This is a genomic window from Mycobacterium sp. 852013-50091_SCH5140682 (genome assembly GCF_001665685.1).
In the GTDB taxonomy this organism is placed as follows: Bacteria; Actinomycetota; Actinomycetes; order Mycobacteriales; family Mycobacteriaceae; genus Mycobacterium.
Genome location: NZ_LZTB01000057.1, coordinates 1 through 21,447 on the forward strand (window position 1 = coordinate 1; position 21,447 = coordinate 21,447).

At 66.8% G+C, this 21,447-nt stretch carries 25 protein-coding genes; 14 read left to right on the plus strand and 11 right to left on the minus strand.

The window, feature by feature from the left end; genetic code table 11:
- Positions 1-237: 237 nt before the first annotated feature.
- Positions 238-513 carry a hypothetical protein gene (locus tag A5784_RS16785; protein ID WP_064946045.1) on the plus strand — a complete coding sequence of 92 codons (276 nt, stop codon included), beginning with the start codon at positions 238-240 and terminating at the stop codon, positions 511-513.
- Between the two features lie 22 nt (positions 514-535).
- On the opposite strand, the gene A5784_RS16790 is transcribed toward A5784_RS16785, so the two are convergent.
- Positions 536-1,090 (minus strand): CGNR zinc finger domain-containing protein, encoded by a 555-nt coding sequence (locus A5784_RS16790; protein ID WP_064946046.1) that lies wholly within the window; start codon positions 1,088-1,090, stop codon positions 536-538.
- A 79-nt stretch (positions 1,091-1,169) separates the two neighbouring features.
- Here A5784_RS16790 and A5784_RS16795 point away from each other — a divergent pair, with 79 nt between their 5' ends.
- The 5 genes from A5784_RS16795 (at position 1,170) to A5784_RS16815 (ending at position 5,073) form a co-directional block, all read left to right on the plus strand.
- Positions 1,170-2,204 carry an EamA family transporter gene (locus A5784_RS16795; protein ID WP_064946047.1) on the plus strand — a complete coding sequence of 345 codons (1,035 nt, stop codon included), beginning with the start codon at positions 1,170-1,172 and terminating at the stop codon, positions 2,202-2,204.
- A gap of 25 nt (positions 2,205-2,229) precedes the next feature.
- Positions 2,230-2,898 (plus strand): cutinase family protein, encoded by a 669-nt coding sequence (locus tag A5784_RS16800; RefSeq protein WP_082944911.1) that lies wholly within the window; start codon positions 2,230-2,232, stop codon positions 2,896-2,898.
- A 25-nt stretch (positions 2,899-2,923) separates the two neighbouring features.
- Entirely contained in the window at positions 2,924-3,586 is a 663-nt protein-coding gene (locus tag A5784_RS16805) for a cutinase family protein (protein WP_064946049.1), read from the plus strand.
- Between the two features lie 53 nt (positions 3,587-3,639).
- A complete protein-coding gene (locus tag A5784_RS16810) occupies positions 3,640-4,335 on the plus strand; it encodes a cutinase family protein (protein ID WP_064946050.1) in 696 nt (231 codons plus the stop codon).
- Positions 4,336-4,401: 66 nt separating this feature from the next.
- Positions 4,402-5,073 (plus strand): cutinase family protein, encoded by a 672-nt coding sequence (locus A5784_RS16815; protein ID WP_502687519.1) that lies wholly within the window; start codon positions 4,402-4,404, stop codon positions 5,071-5,073.
- A gap of 84 nt (positions 5,074-5,157) precedes the next feature.
- Here the strand turns inward: A5784_RS16815 and truA are convergent, their stop codons facing one another.
- The 8 genes from truA to infA all read right to left on the minus strand — a co-directional run bounded on the left by truA (position 5,158) and on the right by infA (position 9,819).
- Positions 5,158-6,027, minus strand: a complete 870-nt coding sequence (gene truA, locus A5784_RS16820; RefSeq protein WP_064946052.1) for a tRNA pseudouridine(38-40) synthase TruA — start codon at positions 6,025-6,027, stop codon at positions 5,158-5,160.
- A 13-nt stretch (positions 6,028-6,040) separates the two neighbouring features.
- Positions 6,041-6,628: a 50S ribosomal protein L17 gene (gene rplQ / locus A5784_RS16825; RefSeq protein ID WP_064946053.1), complete on the minus strand. Its 588-nt coding sequence runs from the start codon at positions 6,626-6,628 to the stop codon at positions 6,041-6,043.
- Positions 6,629-6,703: 75 nt separating this feature from the next.
- A complete protein-coding gene (locus tag A5784_RS16830) occupies positions 6,704-7,756 on the minus strand; it encodes a DNA-directed RNA polymerase subunit alpha (protein ID WP_018601783.1) in 1,053 nt (350 codons plus the stop codon).
- A gap of 97 nt (positions 7,757-7,853) precedes the next feature.
- Positions 7,854-8,459 carry a 30S ribosomal protein S4 gene (rpsD, locus tag A5784_RS16835; protein WP_064946054.1) on the minus strand — a complete coding sequence of 202 codons (606 nt, stop codon included), beginning with the start codon at positions 8,457-8,459 and terminating at the stop codon, positions 7,854-7,856.
- A gap of 21 nt (positions 8,460-8,480) precedes the next feature.
- Entirely contained in the window at positions 8,481-8,891 is a 411-nt protein-coding gene (gene rpsK, locus A5784_RS16840) for a 30S ribosomal protein S11 (RefSeq protein ID WP_019972253.1), read from the minus strand.
- Between the two features lie 3 nt (positions 8,892-8,894).
- On the minus strand, positions 8,895-9,269 hold the full coding sequence (rpsM, locus tag A5784_RS16845; protein WP_018601786.1) for a 30S ribosomal protein S13: 375 nt from the start codon (positions 9,267-9,269) through the stop codon (positions 8,895-8,897).
- Positions 9,270-9,432: 163 nt separating this feature from the next.
- Positions 9,433-9,546, minus strand: a complete 114-nt coding sequence (gene rpmJ, locus A5784_RS37635; RefSeq protein ID WP_003879483.1) for a 50S ribosomal protein L36 — start codon at positions 9,544-9,546, stop codon at positions 9,433-9,435.
- Between the two features lie 51 nt (positions 9,547-9,597).
- Complete coding sequence (infA, locus tag A5784_RS16850; RefSeq protein WP_003418601.1) at positions 9,598-9,819, minus strand: translation initiation factor IF-1; 222 nt, start codon at positions 9,817-9,819, stop codon at positions 9,598-9,600.
- A 301-nt stretch (positions 9,820-10,120) separates the two neighbouring features.
- Here infA and A5784_RS16855 point away from each other — a divergent pair, with 301 nt between their 5' ends.
- The 8 genes from A5784_RS16855 to A5784_RS16890 all read left to right on the plus strand — a co-directional run bounded on the left by A5784_RS16855 (position 10,121) and on the right by A5784_RS16890 (position 18,884).
- Entirely contained in the window at positions 10,121-10,618 is a 498-nt protein-coding gene (locus A5784_RS16855; protein WP_064946055.1) for an NfeD family membrane protein, read from the plus strand.
- Between the two features lie 39 nt (positions 10,619-10,657).
- Positions 10,658-12,244: a flotillin family protein gene (locus tag A5784_RS16860; protein ID WP_064946056.1), complete on the plus strand. Its 1,587-nt coding sequence runs from the start codon at positions 10,658-10,660 to the stop codon at positions 12,242-12,244.
- Between the two features lie 53 nt (positions 12,245-12,297).
- Positions 12,298-13,989 carry an NAD(P)/FAD-dependent oxidoreductase gene (locus A5784_RS16865; protein WP_064946057.1) on the plus strand — a complete coding sequence of 564 codons (1,692 nt, stop codon included), beginning with the start codon at positions 12,298-12,300 and terminating at the stop codon, positions 13,987-13,989.
- Positions 13,990-14,004: 15 nt separating this feature from the next.
- A complete protein-coding gene (locus A5784_RS16870) occupies positions 14,005-15,468 on the plus strand; it encodes an ATP-binding protein (protein ID WP_064946058.1) in 1,464 nt (487 codons plus the stop codon).
- Positions 15,469-15,538: 70 nt separating this feature from the next.
- Positions 15,539-16,411, plus strand: a complete 873-nt coding sequence (locus tag A5784_RS16875; RefSeq protein ID WP_064946059.1) for an LLM class F420-dependent oxidoreductase — start codon at positions 15,539-15,541, stop codon at positions 16,409-16,411.
- Positions 16,412-16,426: 15 nt separating this feature from the next.
- Positions 16,427-17,272 carry an LLM class F420-dependent oxidoreductase gene (locus tag A5784_RS16880; RefSeq protein WP_064946060.1) on the plus strand — a complete coding sequence of 282 codons (846 nt, stop codon included), beginning with the start codon at positions 16,427-16,429 and terminating at the stop codon, positions 17,270-17,272.
- 26 nt (positions 17,273-17,298) lie between these two features.
- Positions 17,299-18,288 (plus strand): dTDP-glucose 4,6-dehydratase, encoded by a 990-nt coding sequence (rfbB, locus tag A5784_RS16885; protein WP_064946061.1) that lies wholly within the window; start codon positions 17,299-17,301, stop codon positions 18,286-18,288.
- Entirely contained in the window at positions 18,285-18,884 is a 600-nt protein-coding gene (locus tag A5784_RS16890; protein WP_064946062.1) for a dTDP-4-dehydrorhamnose 3,5-epimerase family protein, read from the plus strand. The genes rfbB and A5784_RS16890 overlap by 4 nt, the downstream gene beginning before the upstream one ends.
- Here A5784_RS16890 and A5784_RS16895 read toward each other — a convergent pair.
- Both A5784_RS16895 and A5784_RS16900 read right to left on the minus strand, forming a co-directional pair.
- Complete coding sequence (locus A5784_RS16895) at positions 18,881-20,281, minus strand: APC family permease (protein WP_064946063.1); 1,401 nt, start codon at positions 20,279-20,281, stop codon at positions 18,881-18,883. The genes A5784_RS16890 and A5784_RS16895 overlap by 4 nt on opposite strands.
- Positions 20,278-21,414: a DmpA family aminopeptidase gene (locus A5784_RS16900; protein ID WP_064946064.1), complete on the minus strand. Its 1,137-nt coding sequence runs from the start codon at positions 21,412-21,414 to the stop codon at positions 20,278-20,280. Before A5784_RS16900 ends, A5784_RS16895 begins: the two co-directional genes overlap by 4 nt.
- Positions 21,415-21,447 lie beyond the last annotated feature (33 nt).

Consider the following 21,447-nt stretch of genomic DNA (forward strand, 5'->3'; position numbering starts at 1 on the left):
CTACGCCGACCCCGCCGCGGAACACGACGCCATCACCGAAGCCGCACACGCCTCCGAACAGAAGGCGCTCACGGCCTTGCGGGAGCACCAGAGTCACAACGGCCACGGCAACGATTGAGCCCGCGATGTAACCCCGCCCCCTAACTCCTTTCGGAACCGCCTGCAGCACTTGGCAATCGCCGCGCTGCCCGGCCGACGAAAGGGATTCGGGTGAGGACTTGGCTCAGCGCGGCTGCGATGGCGGCTGCCCTGCTCGCCGCAGCGGCACACACGGCGTCGGCAGATCCTTCGGCGTTCAACAACGGTTACGGCAATGCGCAGGACACGGTCAACGCACTGCGCGCGCAGGGCTACGAGGTACAACTCAACGGTGCCGCGGTGTATCCGCTGAGCTCGTGCCGGGTCACCGGCATCGAAGGGTTGCGCAGTTCCAATTCACAGCCGAACGGCAATCGGATCGATCCGACGGAGTCCGACACCGTCTACGTGGACATCTCCTGCCGCGGCGGCTGAGGGCAGTTGCGAACCAGCCCCGCTACTCCTCCTCGCGCTGCCGCTGCCGGTAGGCCGCTACGTGCTGGCGGTTACCGCAGTTACCGGTGTCGCAGAAGATGCGGGAGCGGTTGCGTGACAGATCGGTCAGCACCGCGGTGCAGTCGGGCGCCGCACAGATCTTCAACCGCCTGAGCTCGCCGCCGCGGATCAGGTCCGCGAGGGCCATCGCGATCTCGGCGCCCATGCGCTGCCACAGCGGGTCGTCCGCGGCGCCCAGGTGTAGATGCCAATCGGGGTTTTCCACGTGGCGGGTCAGCCATGGCGACGCCTTGGTCTCGCTCAGCAGCGCGTTGACCCGCTCTACCGTCGCTTCCTCGTCGTCGGCAACGGCCCAGATGTCCCCGATCCGAGTCCGGAGTTCGTGTACCGCGCGCAGTTCGACGTCGTCGCGGTCGCGCCGCCCCGTCCAGCCGAACTCGTTCAGGTACTCGTCGAGAGCGGCGAGGTCACCAAGCTGCTCACCGTCCACCCGATCGCTGTTGACCAGCAGCGCGGCGGCCCGGAGTGTGAGCTCCGTGTCATAAGTGAAAAGCATTTGACTCGTGACTCCTTTCCGCCGTACCGTCACTACCAAAAGTCATTTTACTCATTACACGCGCCCAGGAGGTGTACCCATGGCCACGGCCGCACTCGACCGCCCGAGCACCGAGAACCACTTTCGGCTCGGCCTGCTGTTCGCACTCAGTTCAGCACTGGCCTTCGGGTCCTCCGGTCCGTTTGCGAAAGCGCTGATCGAAGCCGGCTGGAGCCCGACCGGCGCCGTCACCGCCCGGCTCGCCGGCGGAGCCCTGGCGATGGCCATCTTCGCCAGCTTTGTGCGGCCCGGCTGGGTCGGCGAGTCCATCCGGCATGCCAAGACCGTCGTCGCCTACGGCCTGGTCCCGATCGCCGGTGCGCAACTCTGCTACTACAACGCCGTTGCGCATCTCTCGGTCGGCGTGGCCCTCCTGCTCGAGTACACCGCGCCGATCCTGGTGGTCGGATGGGTTTGGGCCACCACGCGCCGGCGCCCCAGCTCGATGACGTTCGCCGGAGTGGGCCTGGCCGTCGCCGGAATCATGCTCGTGCTCAACGTCTTCAGCGGCGCCCACATCAACATCATCGGCGTCAGCTGGGGGTTGGCCGCCGCGGTATGCGCGGCGTGCTACTTCATGATGTCCAACCACGTCAGCACCGACGGCGAAGGTCTCAACCCCATCAGCCTGGCCGCAGGCGGTCTCATCGTCGGAACCGTCGCCGTCGCGCTGCTCGGTGTCACCGGTGTGATGCCGCTGACATTCACGGCGAACTCCGTCGTCATCGCGGGCTTCACCACGTCGTGGCTGGTGCCGGTGATCACGCTGGGCCTCATTCCGACGGCTCTCGCGTACACCCTCGGTATCTTCGGCGTCGCCCGCCTCAAGCCACGGTTCGCGTCGCTGGTGGGCTTGTCCGAGGTGATGTTCGCGGTGCTCTCGGCCTGGATCCTGCTCGGCGAGGCCATGACGGTCAGCCAGGCCATCGGTGGGACGGTGGTCCTGCTCGGCCTGGCCCTCGCCCGCCAGGGAGACCGCAGCGAGCAGGCGGACCCCGAGTCCGTCGGCCAGGTCGAACTCGCGAGCTGGCCCGACATGCCACTGCGGGAGACCACCGAACGGGCAAACGATTAGCCGCGGCTAACCATTTTGTGTGACGATGTCGTCCGTGAGTCTTCTTCGGAAGTCGGCCCGGGTGGCCGCGATCGTCTCAACGCTGGTCAGCGCGGCATTGCCGCTCGCATTCTCAGCTCCCGCCGCGGCTGAACCGTGCTCCGACATCGAGGTCATTTTCGCTCGCGGCACCAACGACGCACCCGACCTCGGGCGCCCGGGACAGGCCTTCGCCGACGCGCTGCGCGCCAAGGTCGGGGGTCGCAGCGTGTCGACTTACGGGGTGAACTACCCCGCCAGCTATGACTTCCTCACCGCGGCCGACGGCGCCAACGACGCCGCCAACCGCATCACCTCGCTGGCGGCGTCGTGCCCGTCGACCAAGATCGTGCTCGGCGGTTACTCGCAGGGCGCAGCGGTGGTCGACATGCTCGCCGGCATACCGCCGCTGGGCAACAAGGTCGGCGAGATCGGGTCGGCACCGCCGCTGCCCAGCAGCCTGGTACCGCAGATAGCGGCCGTCGTGGCGTTCGGGAACCCCGCCGCCAAGTTCGGGAATCCGCTCACCTCATCGGTCTTCGGTGGCAAAGCCATCGATCTCTGCAAGGACGGCGACCCGATCTGCTCGCGAGGCCGGAATCCGTTCGCGCACAGCGACTACGTGACGGCAGGCCTGACGGATCAGGCCGCGAACTTCGTCGCTCGCATCGTCTAGCGACGCCCGGACGCTAGGATTTGGTGTGGCCATTGATCTTGTTCGTCGTTACGCTCCGCTCGTTGCCGCCGCTGCGCTGACCGCCGCGGCCGCACTCGTGACGCCGGTCCCCGCCGGCAACGTCGCCGTCGCCTCAGCCGACGACTGCCCTGACATCCAGGTGGTGTTCGCGCGCGGCACCAACGACAGTCCCGGCCTGGGCCGGATCGGCAACGCTTTCGTCAGCTCGCTCCGCAACAAGGTGGGCGGCCGTTCGGTGGGCACCTACGCGGTGAACTACCCCGCCAGCTACGACTTCCTGGCTGCTGCCGACGGCGCCAACGACGCCAGCGGCCACGTCCAGTGGATGATGGACAACTGCCCCAATACCCGCCTGGTGCTCGGCGGCTACTCGCAGGGCGCCGCGGTCATCGACGTCATCTCCGCGGTTCCCTTCCCGGCCGTGGGCTTCAATGCCCCACTGCCGCCCAACGCGCCTGACCACATCGCGGCCGTTGCGGTGTTCGGCAACCCGTCCGCCAAGCTCGGGCTGCCGATGACGGCCAGCCCCGTCTACGGTTCGCGTGCCATCGACCTGTGCAATCCGAACGATCCCGTGTGCACCGACGGCAACAGCGTCGACGCGCACCGGGCCTATGACGGGGGTCCCACCAGCCAGGCTGCAAGTTTCGTCGCCGGCCTGGTGTAGTCCTCGCCACATAGCCTCCGCACGCGTCAATTCGCTCGGCTAGCATCGCTTAGGTGCTCAAACTTTCCATCGGTCGGCGGGTCAGGCGATGGTTGGGTGTGACAGCGGTGGCGTTGGCTGTGCCGGCGCTACCGATCCTCACGTCAGCCGTTCCAGGCGTCGACGTGCTCGCGGTCGCTTCGGCCGCGCCGTGCCCCGACGTCGAGGTGGTCTTCGCCCGGGGGCGTACCGAACCGCCCGGCGTCGGCACCCTCGGCAATGCGTTCGTCAACGCCCTGCGGTCACGGGTCAACAAGAACATCGGCGTGTACGCCGTCCGCTACCCCGCGGACACCGAGGTGGACATCGGCGCCAATGACATGAGCGGTCACGTCCAGTACATGATCGGCAATTGTCCGAACACCCGACTGGTCCTCGGGGGCTATTCGCTGGGCGCGGCGGTCACCGACGTCGTTCTGGCCGTGCCGTTCACGGCGTTCGGGTTCAAGAACCCGCTGCCGGCCGACGCCGACGGACATATCGCTGCGGTGGCGCTGTTCGGTAACGGTGCGGCCTGGGTGGGCCCGATCACCAACTTCAACCCCGTCTACCGCGACCGGACGATCGAGTTGTGCCATGGCGCCGACCCGATCTGCAACCCCGCCGATCCCAACACCTGGAAAAACAACTGGCCCGACCACCTCGCCGGGGCATACATCGATGGCGGCATGGTCAACCAGGCGGCGGATTTCGTGGCGGGCCGCCTCTGAGCCGGACGACTTCGTCGCCGGATCGTTGCCGGACCGGCACCTATTCTCGACGGGATCGTCAATACCATCGAATGCGTGATTGGCCGTCGGATGTTGGCCGCGCTGATCACCGCCCTGACCGCCGTCGTGGTGCCAATGACGGTGGCGCCGAGCATGGTTGGCGCCGCGAAAGCGGCCACATGCCCTCCGGCGGAGGTGGTGTTTGCCCGCGGCCGCATGGAGCCCCCAGGGCCCGGGCAGGTCGGCGCTGCGTTCGTCAACGCATTGCGTGCCCTGCGCGGACCGAATATCAGCCTGTATCCGGTGAATTACCCTGCCGACACCCAGGTCGACATGGGCGCCAACGACATGAGCCGTCACATCCAGTGGATGACTCGTAACTGCCCGAGCACCCGACTCGTGCTGGGTGGCTACTCACTGGGCGCAGCGGCAACCGATCTGGTTCTCGCGGTGCCTATTTCGGCGTTCACCTTCAACAGTCCGCTGCCGGCAGGCACCGACCGGCACGTCGCGGCCGTGGCGCTCTTCGGCAACGGTTCCAACTGGGCGCTGCCGATCACCGCGTTGAGCCCGGTGTACCGCAACCGCACCATCGATCTCTGCCACTCCGACGATCCCGTCTGCAATCCGAGCAGCCCGTACAAGTGGCGGTCCGAATGGCAGGATCACTTGGCGCCCGGCTACATTCAGTCGGGAATGGTGGCCCAGGCCGCCCGATTCGTCTCCGCTCGGCTCTGACCCCCGCCGACACTACGGTTGTTCGCGACTTTTTGGCGATTTCGCACCGAAAACCGTCGTCTCGGCGGCCGTAGCGCGTAGCGCTCAGAGCGTGCGCAGGTCCCGGGTGACCGCGATCCGGGCAGCCAGCTGATCGTCGGGCGGATAGTCGACGCCCACCAGCGTCAGTCCCCGCGCCGGGGCGGCGGCGAACTCACTGGACCTGCGATCAGCGCCCAAAAGTCCGGCGATCCAGGCAGGTTCGCGACGTCGCTCCCCCACCGCCAGCAGCGCGCCGACCAGTGAGCGCACCATGTTCCAGCAGAACGCATCAGCGGTGACGTGGGCGATCACCACATCGCCGTGGCGCTCCCAGGACAGGCGCTGCAGATCGCGGATGGTCGTCGCACCCTCGCGGAACCGGCAGAACGCGGCGAAGTCCTGTAGTCCCAACAACTCCTGAGACGCCGCGGTCATCGCATCCAGATCCAACGGTCGTGCCCACGGAGTGACAAACCGGGCCTGCTGCGGGTCCACGCCCCACGGCGCCAAGGACAGCCGGTATTCGTAATGCCTGCGCAACGCCGAGAATCGGGCGTCGAAACCGGCGGGGGCACGGACTATTCGGCGCACCCGCACATCTGTCGGCAGGAATCGGGCCAATCGTCGTACCAGCGGCAGAAACTCGGGGTCACCGGGACGCGGTGTGCGCGGATACGCGAAACCCAGTGCGCCAGAGGGTACGTCGACGTGCGCAACTTGACCCGTGGCGTGTACGCCGGTGTCGGTGCGCCCGGCCGTCACCAACCGGACCGGCTCCCGGAACACCGTCGACAACGTCTCCTCCAGCACGCCGGCCACGGTGCGTTGCCCGGCCTGCGGTGCCCAGCCGGCGAATTCGGTGCCGTCGTAGGCGATGTCGAGACGAAGGCGGACGAAAGCAACATGCCCGCCATCGGATTCGATGGCGGGCATGTCGCGAACGTCCTCAGGACTTGGCTTCGTCAGCCTCATCCTTGGCGTCTTCAGCGTCGGCGGCCTCGGCCGTCTGCGCGTCGGCGATGGCCTCGTCAGCGGCCTCGGCCTCGTTGGCCGGGGTCTCCTCGGCCAGCGCAGCCTCGTCGGCCTCGACGACCTCAGCCTCTTCAGCCTTGGCATCGGCGGCCTTGGCCGCGGATGCGGCGGCACGGCGTGCGCGGTCGGCCTCGGAGGTCACGGTCTTCTCCCGCACCAGCTCGATGACCGCCATGGGCGCGTTGTCGCCCTTACGGTTCTCGACCTTGATGATGCGGGTGTAGCCACCGTTGCGGTCGGCGAAGAAGGGAGCGATCTCGGCGAACAGGACGTGCACGACGTCCTTGTCGCGGATCTTCTTCATGACCTCACGCCGGTTGTGCAGGTTGCCCTTCTTGGCGTGGGTGATGAGCTTCTCCGCGTAGGGCCGCAGCGCCCGCGCCTTGGGCTCGGTCGTCTTGATCCGACCGTGCTCGAACAGCGACGTGGCCAGGTTGGCCAGGATCGCCTTCTGGTGTGAGGACGACCCGCCGAGGCGGGCACCCTTGGTGGGCTTGGGCATTGCGACTATCTCCTAAATGGGGCCGGTCCCCGTATCAGGTAGGACCGGGACGGGATCGGGCGGGAATGAGCCCGGTTAGAGCTGTTCGGTTTCGGCGAAGTCCTGGTCGGTGTCCAGGTCGTAGCCGGCATCGCTGGTCCAGGTTCCGGTTGCGGCGTCGTAACCGGCGACCTCGGACGGGTCGAAGGTGGCCGGGCTGTCCTTGAGCGAGAGACCCAGCTGGTGCAGCTTGATCTTCACCTCGTCGATGGACTTCTGGCCGAAGTTACGGATGTCCAACAGATCAGACTCCGTGCGGGCCACGAGCTCGCCCACGGTGTGCACACCCTCGCGCTTGAGGCAGTTGTACGACCGGACGGTCAGGTCCAGATCGTCGATCGGCAGGGCGAACGACGCGATGTGGTCGGCCTCGGCGGGCGACGGCCCGATCTCGATGCCTTCCGCCTCGACGTTGAGCTCGCGTGCCAGACCGAACAACTCGACCAGGGTCTTGCCTGCCGACGCCAGGGCGTCCCGCGGGCTGATCGAGTTCTTGGTCTCGACGTCGAGGATCAGCTTGTCGAAGTCGGTGCGCTGCTCGACACGGGTGGCCTCCACCTTGTAGGTCACCTTCAGCACAGGGCTGTAGATGGAGTCGACCGGGATACGGCCGATCTCGGCACCCGAGGCCTTGTTCTGAACGGCCGGGACGTAACCGCGGCCGCGCTCGACGACGAGCTCGACCTCCAGCTTGCCCTTGTCGTTCAGCGTCGCGATGTGCATGTCGGGGTTGTGCACCGTCACACCGGCCGGCGGCACGATGTCACCGGCGGTGACCGCACCCGGTCCCTGCTTGCGCAGGTACATGGTGACCGGCTCATCCTCTTCCGAGGACACGACCAGACCCTTGAGGTTCAGGATGATGTCGGTGACGTCTTCCTTCACTCCGGGGACGGTGGTGAACTCGTGCAGCACGCCATCGATGCGGATGCTGGTGACCGCTGCGCCCGGGATGGACGACAGCAGCGTGCGCCGCAGCGAGTTGCCGAGGGTGTAACCGAAACCGGGCTCCAGCGGTTCGATGACGAACTTGGACCGGTTCTCGGCAACGGTCTCTTCGGACAGTGTTGGCCGCTGAGAAATCAGCATTGTTTTCTATCTCCTTCTCGGCACCCGCTATTTGATGCCGTCTGGGTGTTGACAGCCGGATGACCGTCAACATTTGCGGCCTACGGCCGCAGAGACATTACTTCGAGTAGAACTCGACGATGAGCTGCTCTGCGAGCGGCACCTGGATCTGCGCCCGCTCGGGGAGCTGGTGGACCAGGATGCGCTGGCGCTCGCCGACGACCTGCAGCCAGGACGGGATCGGCCGGTCGCCTGCGGTCTCGCGAGAGATGATGAACGGGTCGGTATTCAGCGACTTGTCCCGCACGTCGATGATGTCGTACTGCGACACCCGGTAGCTCGGGATGTTCACCTTGACACCGTTGACGGTGAAGTGGCCGTGGCTGACCAGCTGACGCGCCATGCGGCGGGTCCGGGCCAGGCCGGCGCGGTACACGACGTTGTCCAACCGGCTCTCCAGGATCTGGAGCAGGTTCTCGCCGGTCTTACCCGACTTGCGGTTGGCCTCTTCGTAGTACTTGCGGAACTGCTTCTCCAGCACGCCGTAGGTGAAGCGAGCCTTCTGCTTCTCCTGCAGCTGGGTGCGGTATTCGCTCTCCTTGATCCGCGCACGGCCGTGCTGGCCGGGCGGGTAGGGGCGCTTCTCGAACGACTGATCGCCGCCGACCAGGTCGACGCCGAGGCGGCGCGACTTGCGGGTCGCGGGTCCGGTGTAACGAGCCATGAGTCTGTTTCCTCCCTAGACCTAGACCCGGCGCCGCTTGGGCGGGCGGCAGCCGTTGTGCGGCTGCGGGGTGACGTCGGAAATGGCGCCCACTTCCAGGCCGGCGGCCTGCAGCGAACGGATGGCGGTCTCGCGGCCCGAGCCCGGGCCCTTGACGAACACGTCGACCTTCTTCACGCCGTGCTCCTGCGCCTTGCGGGCGGCGTTCTCGGCGGCCAGCTGCGCGGCGAACGGCGTCGACTTACGCGACCCCTTGAAGCCGACGTGACCCGACGACGCCCAGGCGATGACGTTGCCCTGCGGATCGGTGATCGACACGATGGTGTTGTTGAACGTGCTCTTGATGTGAGCGGCGCCGTGCGGGACGTTCTTCTTTTCCCTGCGACGGGTCTTCACGCCCTTCTTGGGAGCGCCTGCCTTCTTCGGTGGCATGGGTTACCTGGCCTTCTTCTTGCCGGCGATGGTGCGCTTGGGGCCCTTGCGGGTACGCGCGTTGGTCTTGGTCCGCTGGCCACGCACCGGCAGACCGCGGCGGTGCCGCAGGCCCTGGTAGCAGCCGATCTCGATCTTGCGACGAATGTCGGCCTGCACCTCGCGGCGCAGGTCACCCTCAACCTTGAGGTTGCCTTCGATGTAGTCGCGCAGAACGGTCACCTGATCGTCGGTGAGGTCCTTGGTGCGCATGTTCCGGTCGATTCCGGTCGCATCCAGGATTTCCTGGGAGCGGGTACGGCCGATGCCGTAGATGTAGGTCAGCGCGATCTCCATGCGCTTGTCGCGCGGAAGATCGACGCCCACGAGCCTTGCCATGTGGCGGTATTCCTTCTTCTGGCGGAGGTCTGTTCCCAGTCCGTTCCCACGTCGTCTTGTGTGGGGTCCGGCCTCCGTTCCGGACGTGTTGAGTGGCCTATCCACTCAGTGGCGCTGGGAGGTCTGCATTCAGTTGTGGGTACTGCTCAAGAGCTTGGCTTGATCAGCCCTGCCGCTGCTTGTGCCGCGGGTCGGAGCAGATCACCATGACCCGCCCGTGCCGGCGGATCACCCTGCACTTGTCGCAGATCGGCTTGACGCTCGGGTTCACCTTCACGGCTTCGCGATCCTGTTCTCTCGTCTTGTCTGGTGGAACTTATTGGGGCGGTTACTTGTACCGGTACACAATGCGGCCCCGGGACAGGTCATAGGGAGAAAGCTCCACCACGACGCGGTCCTCGGGCAGGATGCGGATGTAGTGCTGCCGCATCTTGCCGCTGATGTGGGCCAGGACCTTGTGTCCGTTCTCCAACTCAATGCGGAACATCGCATTGGGCAGGGGTTCGACCACGCGACCCTCAACCTCGATGGCACCGTCTTTCTTGGCCATACTGTCTAGCGATCCTTGCTTTCGTTTCGTATCGTGCGCCCGTGGCACCGCCACACGACCGACTGAAAACGTGAGCTGGATCGAAAGAACTCCTAAAAGTTCCAGGACAGGGCACGCAGAGTCGGCGCGGAAGCCGCACCGTTGGTCCACACTACCCTTTGTTGGGGCTGCGCCAAAATCACCGCTGGCCAGCGATCGCCCGCCGGAAAATTGTGCACGGTAGTACTACGCGACAAGCGACAATAGTCACAGTGATCCGCACCGCCCGTGGTGCTGACCCCGTGCCTTCGGAGACGCCCACATGACGGCTGTGTACCTGGCGGCGTTCGTCGTCGGCGGTGTCGCGCTCCTGGCCGCCCTGCTACTGGCCGATGTCGGTCACGGCGACGGCATGCCCTTCATCAACCTGACCGCGTTGTCGGTCGCCCTGCTCGGGGCAGGCACCGGCGGCCTGATCGGCTCGTGGACGCATCTGGGCACCTTCGGCACCGCGGTGACCGCAGCGGCGTTCGCCGTGGTGCTGGTGTTCGTGTTCAACGGCCTGCTGCTGCCCTACATGCGCCGTCAGCAGTCCAATTCCCACAGGGGCCGGTCGTCCTACATCGGTCTGCTCGGCACCGTCACGCTCGAAGTCCCCGCAGGCGGATGGGGCGAGGTGTCCTTCGTCGACGCCGACGGCAACCGCGTGTTCTCGCGGGCCAAGAGCGCCGAGCTCGCCGCACTCCCCAAATCGACCCGTGTGTACATCGCGGATATCGACCCCGACTACGTCCACGTCGTCGCTGTTCCACCCACCTGAGTAGTTCCCGAGCACCGAGTCTTCAGAAAGGCCAGCACAGTGTCCCTGCTGCTCATCGTCATCCTCGCCGCCGTCGCCGCGATCCTCATCCTGGTGGTGTTGCCGATGGTGTACGTCAAGAACTACATCAAGGTGCCACCCAACGAGGTGGCCGTGTTCACCGGCCGAGGCTCGCCGAAAGTGGTGCGCGGCGGGGCCCGGTTCCGGATGCCCGGCATCGAACGCGTCGACATCATGAGCCTGGAACCGTTCAACGTCAGCATCAACCTGCAGAACGCCCTGTCCAACAACGGCGTCCCGGTCAACGTGGAGGCCGTCGGGCTGGTCCGGATCGGCTCGGCCGACGAAGCCGTGCAGACCGCCGTGCAGCGCTTCCTGACCTCCGACCTGGACGGTCTGCAGCGCCAGATCAACGACATCCTGGCCGGCAGCCTGCGCGGTATCACCGCGACCATGACCGTCGAGGACCTCAACTCCAACCGCGACACGCTGGCCCGCAGCGTGGTCGAGGAGGCAGGCGGTGATCTCGCCCGCATCGGCATGGAGGTCGACGTGCTCAAGATCGCGGGCATCTCGGACAAGAACGGCTACCTGGAGTCGCTGGGCCAACGCCGGATCGCCGAGGTCAAGCGTGACGCCGCGGTCGGCACCGCCGAGGCTGAGCGGGACGCGCAGATCCAGTCGGCCAAGGCCAGGCAGGCCGGTTCGGTGGCCCAGGCCGAAGCGGACACCGCGATCGCGTCCGCCAACCAGAAGCGGGACGTCGAGCTGGCCCGGCTGCGTGCGCAGACCGAGGCCGAGAACGCCCAGGCCGACCAGGCCGGCCCACTGGCGCACGCCCGCGCTGAGAAGGACGTGGGCATCGCCATCGAGCAGGCCGAGGCGGCCCGCGTGCAGGCCCGCATCGAGGTGGAGCAACGGCGCAGCGAGCAGGCGCAGGCCGCGCTGCAGGCCGACGTGATCGCTCCCGCCGAGGCGCAGAAGCGGGCCGATGTGGCGCGCGCCGAGGGGCAGCGCCAGGCGGCGATCCTCGCCGCAGAAGCCAACGCCGAAGCGCAGCGACGGGCCGGGCAGGCCCAGGCCGATGCTCGTAAGGCCGCGGCCGACGCGCTGCGTGTCGAACAGCAGGCCGAGGCCGACAGCATGCAGGCCAAGCTGGTCGCCGAGGCCGCGGGCAAGAAGGAACTGGCCGACGCGCTGCGCGTCGAACAGCAGGCCGAGGCGGCCGGTATCGAGGCCAAGCTGGTCGCCGAGGCGACCGGTAAGAAGGAGATCGCGGCCGCCCTGAACAGCTACAACGCTGAAGCCGCGCGGATGCTCATGCTGCCCGACATCCTGGCGTCGATGGTCAAGGCCACCGAGGCTGCGGCCCGGCCGCTCGGCGACATCGACAGGCTGTCGATCATCGGCGGCGCGGGCGACGCTCAGGATGCCGTCGGCGGCATCCTCGGAATCAGCCCGCTGGCGGTGGCCAAGATCGTCGAGGCGCTCAAATCCTCCGGCATCGACCTGCCTGCCATGCTCAACCGGATCGAGGGTGATCAGCCCGCTGCGGGCCGTAACGACGGGGCGGCACGGCCCGCGCCGTCAGCCGACGGTGAGGCTGCCACGTCGCTCAAGCAGTAGTTGGCGACCTAGCCGAGAAAATCGCTGGCAGCGGGGCGCATAATTGGAGCGATATGACTGGACCCGCGCCCGCGCCCCGTAAGCCAGTGATCCTCACCGTCGACGACGATCCCGCCGTCTCCCGTGCTGTCGCGCGCGATCTGCGCCGGCACTACGGCGAGCGGTACCGGATCATGCGCGCCGAGTCCGGTCTGGATGCCCTGGAGACCCTGCACGAGCTGAAACTGCGCGGTGACACCGTCGCAGTGTTCGTGGCCGACTACCGGATGCCGCAGATGAGCGGTATCGAGTTCCTGGAATCGGCCATGGATCTCTACCCCATGGCCCGCCGCGTGTTGCTGACGGCGTACGCCGACACCACCGCGGCCATCGACGCCATCAACGTCGTCGACCTGGACCATTACCTGCTCAAGCCGTGGGATCCGCCGGAGGAGAAGCTCTACCCCGTCATCGACGGGCTGCTGGAGGCCTGGCACGCCGTCGGCGACCGGGCCATCCCCCACACCAAGGTGATCGGCCACCAGTGGAGCGCCCGCTCGTGGGAGGTCCGCCAGTTCCTGGCCCGTAACCAGCACACGTATCGGGCGTTCACGTCCGATGAGCCCAAAGGCAGGCAACTGCTCGAGGCCGCGGGCCTGGACGGTCGACAGCTTCCCGTGGTCATCACCGAGGGCGGTCAGACCCTGGTCGAGCCTTCCGACGGTGAACTGGCGGACATGCTGGGCCTGTCCACCAGCCCGTCGCTGACGATGTACGACCTCGCTGTCATCGGCGGTGGCCCGGCCGGACTGGCGGCCGCGGTCTACGGCGCATCGGAGGGGCTCAAGACGGTCCTGATCGAGGGCACCACGACGGGCGGCCAGGCGGGACGCAGCTCCCGCATCGAGAACTACCTGGGCTTCCCGACCGGAGTGTCGGGGGCCGAGCTGGCCACCTCGGCTCGCCGGCAGGCCGAGCGCTTCGGCGCCGAGGTCATCACCACCCGCGAAGCCACCGCGCTCGACGTCGCCGGGGCCGCGCGCACCATCACCTTCGCCGACGGCGACACCATCGGCGCCCGTGCGGTGATCCTGGCCACCGGTGTCGAGTATCGGCAGCTGCCGGTGCCGGGGTGCTGGGACGATCCGGTGAACCCGCTCAACTTCGTCGGCCGCGGCGTCTACTACGGCGCCTCGGTCTCGCAGGCCTCGGAGTGCCAGGGCGAGGACGTCTACATCGTGGGCGGCGCCAACTCCGCCGGGCAGGCGGCGATGTTCATGTCGCGCGAGGCCAAGTCGGTGACGCTGCTGGTGCGCGGGCCGTCGCTGGAGGCCTCGATGTCCTACTACCTGATCCAGCAGATCGAACAGACCCCCAATATCCACGTCCGCACCTGTACGGAGGTGGTCGAGGCGATCGGCGAGGACGATCATCTCGTCGGGCTCGTGCTGGAGGACAAGCGCACCGGTGAGCGGGAAAAGGTGAGTTCGACGCGGATGTGCTGCTTCATCGGCGCCACTCCCCGCACCGAATGGCTCGACGGTGTGGTGGCCCGCGACGACCACGGCTTCATCCTGGCCGGCCCGGATCTGCGCGATGTCTGCGGCTGGACGCTGGAACGTCCTCCGCATCACCTGGAAACAAGTGTGCCCGGTGTGTTTGTTGCAGGTGATGTGCGTGCCGAGTCAGCCAAACGGGTGGCCGCCGCCGTCGGCGAAGGGTCGATGGCGGTGATGTTGGTGCACCGTTATCTGGCGGAGGCCTGAGAAGAAATGACAACGATGGGCGAAGGCTGCGTGCGCGAAGAACTACGGACCCTGTTCCTGTTCGAATCACTGAGCGACGAACAACTCGACATCCTGTGTGCCAACGGTCATATCGCGACGTTTGAGCCGGGCCCGGTGTGCACCGAGGGCGAGCCCGCCACGTGCTTCTACGTCATGATCGAGGGCGAACTCGTGATGACCATGAAGTCAGGCGGCATCGACATCGAGACCAACCGCACCTCGATGCGCGGGGTGTACTGCGGTGCGTGGTCGGCGTACATCCCGGGCGAGCAGCCGGTATACGAGGCGTCTGTTCGGGTGACCAAGCCGTCGCGGTTTTTCGTCCTGGACGCCCAGGCGTACGCCGATTTCATGCGCACTGAATTCCCGATGGCGGTACACCTTCTGGAGGGCCACAAGGTCGGTGGTCTGCGCCGCCGCCAGATCATCGGCCAGCGGGAGAAACTCCTTGCGCTGGGCCAACTTTCGGCCGGTCTGACCCATCAGCTCAACAATCCCGCCGCGGCGACCGCGCGCGCGGTCGCCGATCTGCGCGACCGAGTCGGCAAGATGCGCCACAAGCTGGCGATGCTCGGCGACGGGCATGTCCCGCCCGCGGCGTTGCGCGAGCTGGTCAGCATCCAGGACCGGGTGGCCGAGCAGATCGCCAAACACAAGGCGCAGGATCTGACCGCGCTGGAGGCCTCCGACCGGGAGGAGCAGATCGGCGAGTGGCTCGAGGACCGCGGAATCACCAGTGCCTGGGATTACGCACCGACGTTCGTCGACGCCGGGCTGGACATCGACTGGTTCGAGAGTGTCGCAGCCTCCCTCGAGGACGTCGACGCCACCGCGTCCTTCATGAGCGCGATCGGTTGGCTGCGCTACACCATCGAGACCGAATTGCTGATGAATCAGATCGCCGAGGCGAGCAAGCGGATATCGGCGCTGCTGGCAGGCGCCAAGCAGTATTCGCAGATGGACCGCGCGCCGTACCAGACCGCCGATGTGCACGAGCTGCTGCACAGCACGCTGATGATGTTCGGCGACCGGATCGGCAAGGAAGGCAAGGGCGTTCGACTCGTCAAGGACTGGGACAAGTCACTGCCCGAGCTGGCCTGCTATCCGGGGGACCTCAACCAGGTGTGGACCAACATCATCGACAACGCGATTCAGGCGATGAACGGTGAAGGCACGCTGACGGTGCGAACCGGCCGGGACGGGGATCTGGTCCGCGTGGAGATCTGCGACGACGGCCCGGGCATCCCCGCCGACATCATCGAGCGGATCTTTACGCCGTTCTTCACCACGAAACCGTTCGGTGAGGGTACCGGTCTCGGCCTGGACCTCGCGTGGCGGATCGTCGTCGAAAAGCACAGCGGTGACCTACGGGTGCAGTCCGAACCGGGGAACACCCGGTTCATCGTGCTGCTGCCGCTGGAGGCACCCGCCCCCGAAGACCTGCCCGCGCCGGCGTAATCGCACAAGCGGTGAGAATCACTGCGAGTTTTTCGGAATAGCGGTCGGGCGACGACGGGTTGACCCGACCATGACTGACATCACAGGCGCCAAGCCTGACCTCGGTAGTTTCGGCGTTTTTGGGCACTACTCGCAGTTCCAGCCACTGTCGGCAGAACAGTTGCAGGAGATCGAAGCGCTCGGCTACGGGGCGATCTGGGCAGGTGGGTCTCCGCCTGCCGAGCTGGACTGGGTCGATCCGATCCTGGAGAAGACCACCAACCTGCAGGTCGCGACGGGCATCGTCAACATCTGGACCGCCGAGGCCGGGCCGGTCGCCGAGTCCTTCCACCGCATCGAGTCCGCGCATCCGGGCCGGTTCCTGCTGGGCATCGGGGTCGGACATCGTGAGGCCATCGGCGAATACCGCAAACCGCTCGACGCCCTCACCGACTATCTGGACAAGCTCGACGAGTACGGAGTTCCCAAGCAACGCCGCGTGGTCGCCGCGCTCGGTCCCAAGGTGTTGCAGTTGTCGGCTGAGCGCGCCGCAGGCGCCCACCCGTACCTGACCACTCCCGAGCACACCGCGCAGGCCCGCGAGATCATCGGGGCCGACGCGTTTCTCGCGCCGGAGCACAAGGTGGTGCTGACCGACGGATCCGAACAGGGCACCGAAAAGGCCCGCGCGGCCGGCCGCAAGGCCCTCGATATCTATCTCGGCCTGACCAACTACCTCAACAACTTCAAGCGACTGGGCTTCACCGATGCCGATCTGGCCAAGCCGGGCAGCGATGCGTTCATCGACGCCGTCGTCGCGCATGGCACCGTCGGCGATGTGGCTGCGCGCCTCAAAGAGCACCGCGCGGCCGGCGCGGACCACGTGCCCGTGCAGGTTCTCACGTCGCCCGACAAACTGGTACCGGCACTTGCCGAACTTGCCGGGCCGCTGGGCCTCAAGTAATCGAAAGGGACGCGAATGAGCTTGAACCTGGGCCGCTTTGGAGTGTGGACGTTCGGCGCACCGAAGCCCGAACAGGCCGCCGAGATCGAGAAGCTGGGCTATGGCGCCATCTGGCCTGGTGGTTCGCCTGCCGCTGATCTGGCGTTCGTCGAACCGATCCTGGCGGCGACCGACACGCTGCAGGTGGCCACGGGCATCGTCAATGTATGGACGGCCCCGGCGGCCCAGGTGGCCGAGTCCTATCACCGCATCGAGGCGGCACACCCCGGCCGATTCATCCTCGGCATCGGCATCGGCCATCCCGAGCACACGCAGGAGTACCGCAAGCCCTACGACGTGCTCGTCGAGTACCTCGACGCGCTCGACGAACTGGGGGTGCCGAAGGAGCGCCGGGTCGTGGCCGCGCTGGGCCCCAAGGTGCTGAAGCTGGCCGCCGAACGCAGCGCGGGCGCGCATCCGTACCTGACGACGCCTGAGCACACCGCACAGGCCCGCGAGCTCATCTGTCCTGGCGTGTTTCTCGCACCCGAGCACAAGGTGGTGTTGACCGACGGATCGGAGCAGCAGGCGGAGGCGGCCCGCGTTGTCGGCCGGGAGACCGTCGATTTCTATCTGAATCTCAGCAACTACCTGAACAACTGGCGACGGTTGGGATTCAGCGAGGATGACATCGCCAAGCCCGGCAGCAACCGTCTGATCGATGCGGTCGTCGCTCACGGCACGCCTGATGACGTTGCGGAGCGTTTGCGGCAACACCTCGATGCGGGCGCCGACCACGTGGCGATCCAGGTGCTCGGTGGATGGGACAAGCTGCTGCCGACGCTGACGGAGCTGGCCGGCCCGCTGGGCCTGAAAGGCTGACTCGGCCAGCCCGTTAGAGTTGACCCATGCGGTTGCTGGTCACCGGGGGTGCCGGGTTCATCGGTGCGAATTTCGTGCAGGACGCCGTCCGCGACGGCGCGTCAGTGACGGTGCTCGACGCCCTCACCTATGCAGGCAGTCGGGAGTCGCTGGCCCCGGTGGCCGACCGGATCCGCTTGGTCGAGGGCGACGTGTGCGACGCGGCGTTGGTGTCGAGCCTGACGGCCGACGCCGACGCCGTGGTGCACTTCGCCGCCGAGACCCATGTCGACAACGCACTGGCCGATCCGGCGCCGTTCGTGCAGTCCAACGTCGTCGGCACCTTCACGGTGCTGGAGGCGGTGCGGCGGCACGGGGTTCGGCTGCACCACATCTCCACCGACGAGGTGTACGGCGACCTGCCCCTCGACGATCCGGCGCGGTTCACCGAGAACACGCCGTACAACCCGTCGAGCCCCTACTCGTCGACCAAGGCGGCCGCCGACCTGCTGGTCCGCGCCTGGGTGCGGTCGTACGGCGTCCGGGCGACGCTGTCGAACTGCTCCAACAACTACGGCCCGTACCAGCACGTGGAGAAGTTCATCCCGCGCCAGATCACCAACGTGCTCACCGGCAGGCGGCCCAAGCTGTACGGCGCGGGCGCCAATGTCCGCGACTGGATCCACGTCGACGATCACAACGCCGCGGTGCGCCGGATCCTGGCCGACGGCAAGGCGGGTCAGACGTACCTGATCGGCGCGCAGTGCGAGCAGAACAACCTGACCGTGATGCGCACGCTGCTGCGGTTGATGGGCCGTGACCCCGACGATTTCGACCACGTCACCGATCGCGCAGGGCACGATCTGCGGTACGCGATCGACCCGTCGACACTCACCGACGAGCTGGGGTGGAAACCCGTGCACACCGACTTCGAGGACGGTTTGCGCAACACCATCGACTGGTACCGCGCCAACGAATCGTGGTGGGGCCCACTCAAAGAACAGGTCGAGGCGAACTACCAGGAGCGCGGCCAGTGACCGCACGGGAACTCAAGGTCCCCGGGGCGTGGGAGCTCACCCCCAAACTGCACGGCGATTCCCGCGGGATGTTCTTCGAGTGGTTCACCGACTCGGGCTTCACCGGTTTCGCCGGCCACAAGTTCGATCTGCGCCAGGCCAACTGTTCGGTGTCGGCGGCCGGGGTGCTGCGCGGGGTGCATTTCGCGGAGCTGCCGCCGAGCCAGGCCAAATACGTGACGTGCGTGCGTGGTTCGGTGTTCGACGTCGTGGTGGACATTCGCGTCGGCTCCCCCACCTACGGTCAGTGGGACGCGGTGCTGCTCGACGACCGTGACCGCCGCTCGATCTATCTGTCCGAGGGCCTGGGCCACGCTTTCCTTGCGCTGGAAGATGATTCGACCGTGATGTACCTGTGCTCGGCACCGTATGCCCCGGAGCGGGAGCACACCATCCTGGCCACCGATCTCGGCATCGACTGGCCGGAGGGCCACGAGCTGGTGATCTCCGAGCGCGACGCCGCGGCGCCCACTCTCGAAGAGGTGCGCGCCGCGGGCCTGTTGCCGACGTGGGAGGAAACCCGCGCTTTCGTCGAGGAATTACGCAGCGAGTCCTAGGTGCGTCGCAGCACCGCCCCACCCACGAGGCCGACGAATGGGATCGCCGCGAGAATGGCGCTGAGCGTCGCGCTGCCGCCGGTGACGAGGGTGAAATTCGTCAGGACCAACCACAGGCTGCCCAGTAGGCCCGCACACGCCAGGGCCGGCGCGATGCGTGTCTGCCAGGTGCGCCCCGCTGCGTCGGAGCGGTGGCGGGCGAAGTAGACCAGTACCGCCACCGAGGTGGTGAGCATCAGCAGCACCATCCCGACGGTCGCCACACCGGCCATCGAGCCGAACACCCCGACCAGCGGGTCGACCCCGAGCACGGCGAGGATCCCGACGATGACCGCGGCCGTGACGGTCTGCACCACCGAGGACACCGCGGGCGAGCCGTGCGACGAGTGCACGGTCGCCAACCGGTTGGGCAACAACCCTTTTCGGGCCAGCGCGAACTGGTAGCGGGCGATCACATTGTGGAAGGACAGCACGCAGGCGAACAGGCTGGTCAGCAACAGCACGTTGACGATGTCGCGGCCGACCCGCCCGAGGTTGGCGTCGGTGGTGTCCAGCAACATGTTGGCATCACCGGCCAGGGTGCGCTGGGCGGTCTCGGTGACCTGATCGGGACCGATCGCGACGACGAACGCCCAGCAGGTGATCGCGTAGAAGCCGCCGATCAGCAGCACCGCCGCATAGGTGGCCCGGGGAATGGTGCGTTCGGGGTTGCGGGCCTCGTCGCGAAACACCGCGGTCGCCTCGAAACCGATGAATCCTGTCAGCGCGAACAGCACTGCGATACCCAGCGCTCCGTGAGTGAACACCCCGGGGGTGAACGATGCGAACGTCACCCCGGCTGGCCCCGGCTTGGCGACGATCACCAGATCCAGCACCACGACCACGCTGATCTCCAGCACCAGCGCGACGCCGAGCACCTTGGCGCTGAGGTCGATATGCCGGTACCCGAGCAGCGCCACGATCGCCAGTATCACGAATGAGTAAGCAGGCCAGGGTATTTGCGGTCCCCCGTAGAACCGCACGGTGTCGCCGATGGCCCAGCCGATGTAGCCGTAAATGCCGACCTGGATCGCGGTGTAGGCGATCAGCGCGACGGCGGCGATGCCGCTGCCCGGCCGGTTTCCCAGCCCCAGCGTGACATATGAAAAGAAGGCTCCGGCCTCGGGCACGTACGGTGTCATCGCCACGAAGCCGACGCTGAACACCAGCAGAACCGCTGCGGCGATGAGGAATCCGACCGGCGCGCCTGCGCCGTTGCCGAGTCCCATAGCCAGCGGCATGTTGCCACCGATGACGGTGAGCGGGGCGGCGGCCGCGACCACCATGAACACCACTCCGACCGGTCCGAGTTTCCCGTGCAGCCGGCGATCTGCGGTGGTTTCAGTGCTGGTACTCATTGCCCCTCCAGAAGAAGTGCGTGACGAAACATATTGTGGTCCAATGCATGTGCGGTACGGCCGCCGCGCCCGCTGAGGGTGTCCGCGGCGACGAGACAGTTGAGGATGGCCTCTTCGGTGGCCTCGATCACCAGATCGAACAGCCGGGTCATCAGTTGTGGGGCCACCATGCGCAGCCCGATTTCAGGGTGGTCGGTCTCGGGATCCTCGTCCCAGGCGTACGGCGGGATACCGCGGTTGCCGGTGGCGAAGGCCAGCATCAGGTCACCGCTGTACTGCTCCCCGGTTCCGCCGAGCCTGCCGACTGCGAGCGAGGAACGCTGAGCCAGCCGCGTGCACTGGTGCGGCAGCAGCGGCGCGTCGGTCGCGACGACGACGATGATCGAACCCGACCCCGGCGCGTACGCCAGCGGCATCTCGGGCAGGGGCACGCGGTCAGGTCCGATCACCTCTCCCACCGCAATGCCGTTGACCCGCAACCGTTCCCGACGGCCGTGGTTGGCCTGCACCAGCACGCCCACGGTGTAGCGGCCCGCGGCGGTGTCGGTGATGCGCGATGCGGTGCCGATGCCGCCCTTGAACCCGTGGCAGATCATGCCGGTGCCGCCGCCGACGTTACCCTCGGCGACCGGGCCGTCGGAGGCCGTGGCCAGCGCGGCGTGGACGTGTTCGGCCCGCACGTGATGGCCGTTGATGTCGTTGAGCAGCCCGTCGTAGGTCTCGCCCACCACTGGCAGTGACCAGTACAGGCCGTCACCGCGGGCCTGCACCTGCGCGTCGACCAGCGCGTCGCGGACCACGCCGACGCTGTGGGTGTTGGTGAGGGCGACTGCGGTGGTGAGCTCGCCGGATTCGCGTACCCATTCCAGGCCGGTGAGCTCACCGCTGCCGTTGAGCCGGTGGGTCCCGGCGAAGACGGGTTCCTCCCAGATGCCAGCGTGCGGGACGACGACCGTCACACCGGTGTTGACCTCGGGTGACGGCTGAATCGTTGTGTGCCCGACGCGCACGCCGGGGACGTCGGTGATGGCGTTGTACGGGCCGGTGGGGTGATCGCCGACGGCGATGCCCAGGTCGCGAGCGCGTGGCGGCGAGGACCAGGACTTCTCGGGGTAGATGGGGTGATCAGACATTCAACCTCCGGAGGCCCGTAGTTCTTTTCACGT